The sequence below is a fragment of the Intrasporangium sp. genome, assembly GCF_035280925.1.
GTDB lineage: Bacteria > Actinomycetota > Actinomycetes > Actinomycetales > Dermatophilaceae > Intrasporangium.
The window spans coordinates 1-2806 of sequence record NZ_DATEEY010000089.1; the positions used below are offsets into that span (position 1 = coordinate 1).

Here is a 2806-nt window from a genome sequence, read left to right on the forward strand (position 1 = left end):
GAACGCGTCCTATCCATATGGGCGTTGAGCCGCCCGCTCTGATTGGGCGTTGTGACGCTAGCCCTATCTGGGCGGTAAGACGCGCGGTCATGGCGCCCAGCTTGCGAGTCCGTTGATGACCGACTGGCTACGGGACCGGCCGAACGGCAGTGTCGAAATTGTGCGGAAGTTTGGCATTCGACGGACTCCCCACCGGTCAGCGCCGGGAGCGCCCCGGGCTGTAAATCCGTCGCGAAAGCTACGCAGGTTCGAATCCTTCACCTGCCACCATGTGATCCGAAGGGCCTCTGACCAGCGTCAACGCCGGTCAGAGTCCCTTCTGCTGTGGTCTGGCGAGGTCACGTTGACTCGGCTCCGGACGGCGTTCGCGACTGTCAGTGGGGAACTGGTGGGGTTCCAGTCCCCGCGTGGCTCAGCAGGGCCGCCGGGCCACGACGTGGCTCAGGAGCTCAAGGTCGCCGACCAGAGATCTTGTGGCGCAACGCTTCGGACACGGAAGTGCGCGGTCACTTGGCAGGCCGTCGCGTCGACCGCGACACTCAGGTCGTGCGGATAGTGCACGGGCCGCGGTTGCTACGCTCCACGCTGCTTGCCGGCGTCCTGGGATGCGCGGCGCTGGGGTGCACGGCGTCGGAGCCAATGCCCGAGACCTCGCCGCAGCACGCTTCACCGCAACCGCCGTCCACGAACCCGGCCGGACTCATTGCGTTCGTCTCCGATCGCGAGGGCGTCGAGGCGCTCTACGTGATGCAGGCGAACGGCACCGAGGTGCGCCGGCTGACCGAGGAGCTGCCGCCGGTCTCCCACCCGGCTTGGTCGATGGACGGGCGACGGCTGGCGTTCAACGCCGGGACGCCGAGCACGAGCGACATCTACCTGATTTCCCCGGATGGGTCTGGACTGACGCAGATCACCCGCGACGCGGCCGCCAACTTCTACCCGAGCTGGTCGCCTGACAGTCGTCGACTGGCCTTCAGCTCCAACCGCGACGGCGACTGGGACATCTTCGTGATGGACGTCGACGGATCGAACGTCCGCCAGCTGGTGAACTCGCCCGGGCTGGACGACAAGCCGCAGTGGTCGCCGGACGGCTCGCGGATCGGCTTCGCGACCACGCGCAGCGGCGCGCCCGAGCTCCGCGCGGTCGACCCGGACACCGGCGTCGAGGAGCCGCTCCTTCCGCGGCCGGTCCGTGGCATCAACCCGGCGTGGACCCTCGACGGGTCGAGGCTGGCGTACAACATTGTGACCGCGACCGGCTTCGACATCGCCGTCGTGGCCGTGGACGGAACCGAGGGGCGCTCGGTTGTCGCCGAATCCGCGTCGGAGGAACGGCCACGATGGTCGCCGGACGGCCGGTCGCTCGCGTACTACTCAGACGCGGAAGGTTCTTGGGACGTCTACGTCGTCGATGTCGAGACCGGTTCACGTCGAGCCCTGACGAAGGCGCCCGGGTTCGACGGGCAGCCGGCGTGGCAACCGGTCAACGGGCAGTGATTCCCGGCCCCCCAGTACCGCCGACAGCGGCGGAAAGGCGCATCGTCGCGATGCAGGGCTTCACGAGGTCTTCCTCTCGGTCGCTCGACGACGGCACGATCGAGGACTGATCGGGGTAGCGGGGTCAGCCCAGCCAGATGCCCTTGTCCCAAGCGGATTCGACTACCGGGAGGGATGGCGCCACATCGAGCCCACGCTCGAGCAGCCAGTCCTCGCAGCCGTAGGTCAGCTCGTAACGGTCGCCGCGGTCGCACACCAACGACACGATGCTGCCGCTCTCGCCGGCTCGCTCCATCTCGCAGGCCAGGAACAGCGCACCGTAGACGTTGGTCCCCGTCGAGGGGCCGGCATGGATGCCGGTGCGCTCACGGAGGAAACGCATCGCCGCGAGCGATGCCGCGTCGGGCACGCCGAGCATCCGGTCCACGACCGCGGGCAGGAAACTCGGTTCGACCCGAGGCCTCCCGATGCCTTCGATCCGCGAGCCGCGAGCCGCCGCGGGTGACGCATCGCCCTGCCACGCGGGCAGGAAGGCCGACCCCTCCGGGTCTACGACGCAGACCCTCGTCTCCAGGGCGAGATAGCGGACGTATCGGCCGATCGTGGCCGAGGTGCCACCGGTGCCGGCGCCCACGACGACCCACGTCGGGACCGGATGGGCCTCCAGCGCCAGCTGCTCGAAGATCGACTCCGCAATGTTGTTGTTGCCGCGCCAGTCCGTCGCTCTTTCCGCGTTGCTGAACTGGTCCAGGTAGAGCCCACCCGAGGCCTCGGCGAGCCGCTGCGCCACCTCGTAGACCGCGCCGGCGTCAGCGACGAGATGGCATGTGCCGCCCTCGCGCTCGATCAGGGCAATCTTCTCCGGGCTCGTGGAGTCGGCCATCACCGCCACGAACGGCACCCCCAGCATTCGCGCGAAGTGCGCCTCGCTGACCGCGGTCGACCCGCTCGATGCCTCAACGACCGTCGTCTCCGGGCCGATGACACCGTTGCAGAGCCCGTAGAGGAACAGCGACCGCGCGAGCCGGTGCTTGAGGCTGCCGGTGGGATGCGTCGACTCGTCCTTGAGGTAGAGATCCACCCGGTCGCATCCCGGCAGGTGCACTTTGTGCAGGTGGGTGTCCGACGTACGCATGGCATCGGCCCGCAGGTGCCGGATCGCCCAGGACACCCAGCCGCGGTCCGGCCCGGTTCGCGGGACGGTGTCGATGATGGGCGCGGGCGTGGTGCTTGACATCGCGGCCCTCCTTGGCCGGGTACGCGGATAGGCCCAACTTAGCGCCGCGCCATGTCAGAGCCGATTGGGAGC

The 2806-nt window shown here is 68.5% G+C and carries 2 protein-coding genes; one reads left to right on the forward strand and one right to left on the reverse strand.

Annotated features, from left to right (window positions below; translation table 11 throughout):
- Nucleotides 1-639 precede the first annotated feature (639 nt).
- A complete protein-coding gene (locus tag VJN29_RS09155; protein ID WP_324143316.1) occupies nucleotides 640-1497 on the forward strand; it encodes a hypothetical protein in 858 nt (285 codons plus the stop codon).
- Between the two features lie 124 nt (nucleotides 1498-1621).
- Here VJN29_RS09155 and VJN29_RS09160 read toward each other — a convergent pair whose 3' ends face one another.
- Nucleotides 1622-2734: a PLP-dependent cysteine synthase family protein gene (locus VJN29_RS09160; RefSeq protein WP_324143317.1), complete on the reverse strand. Its 1113-nt coding sequence runs from the start codon at nucleotides 2732-2734 to the stop codon at nucleotides 1622-1624.
- Between the last annotated feature and the right edge of the window lie 72 nt (nucleotides 2735-2806).

Coding starts and splice junctions, on each gene's coding strand:
- VJN29_RS09160 (WP_324143317.1), bottom strand. CDS start 2,734: ATGTCAAGCACCACGCCCGCGCCCATCATCGACACCGTCCCGCGAACC.
- VJN29_RS09155 (WP_324143316.1), top strand. CDS start 640: ATGCCCGAGACCTCGCCGCAGCACGCTTCACCGCAACCGCCGTCCACG.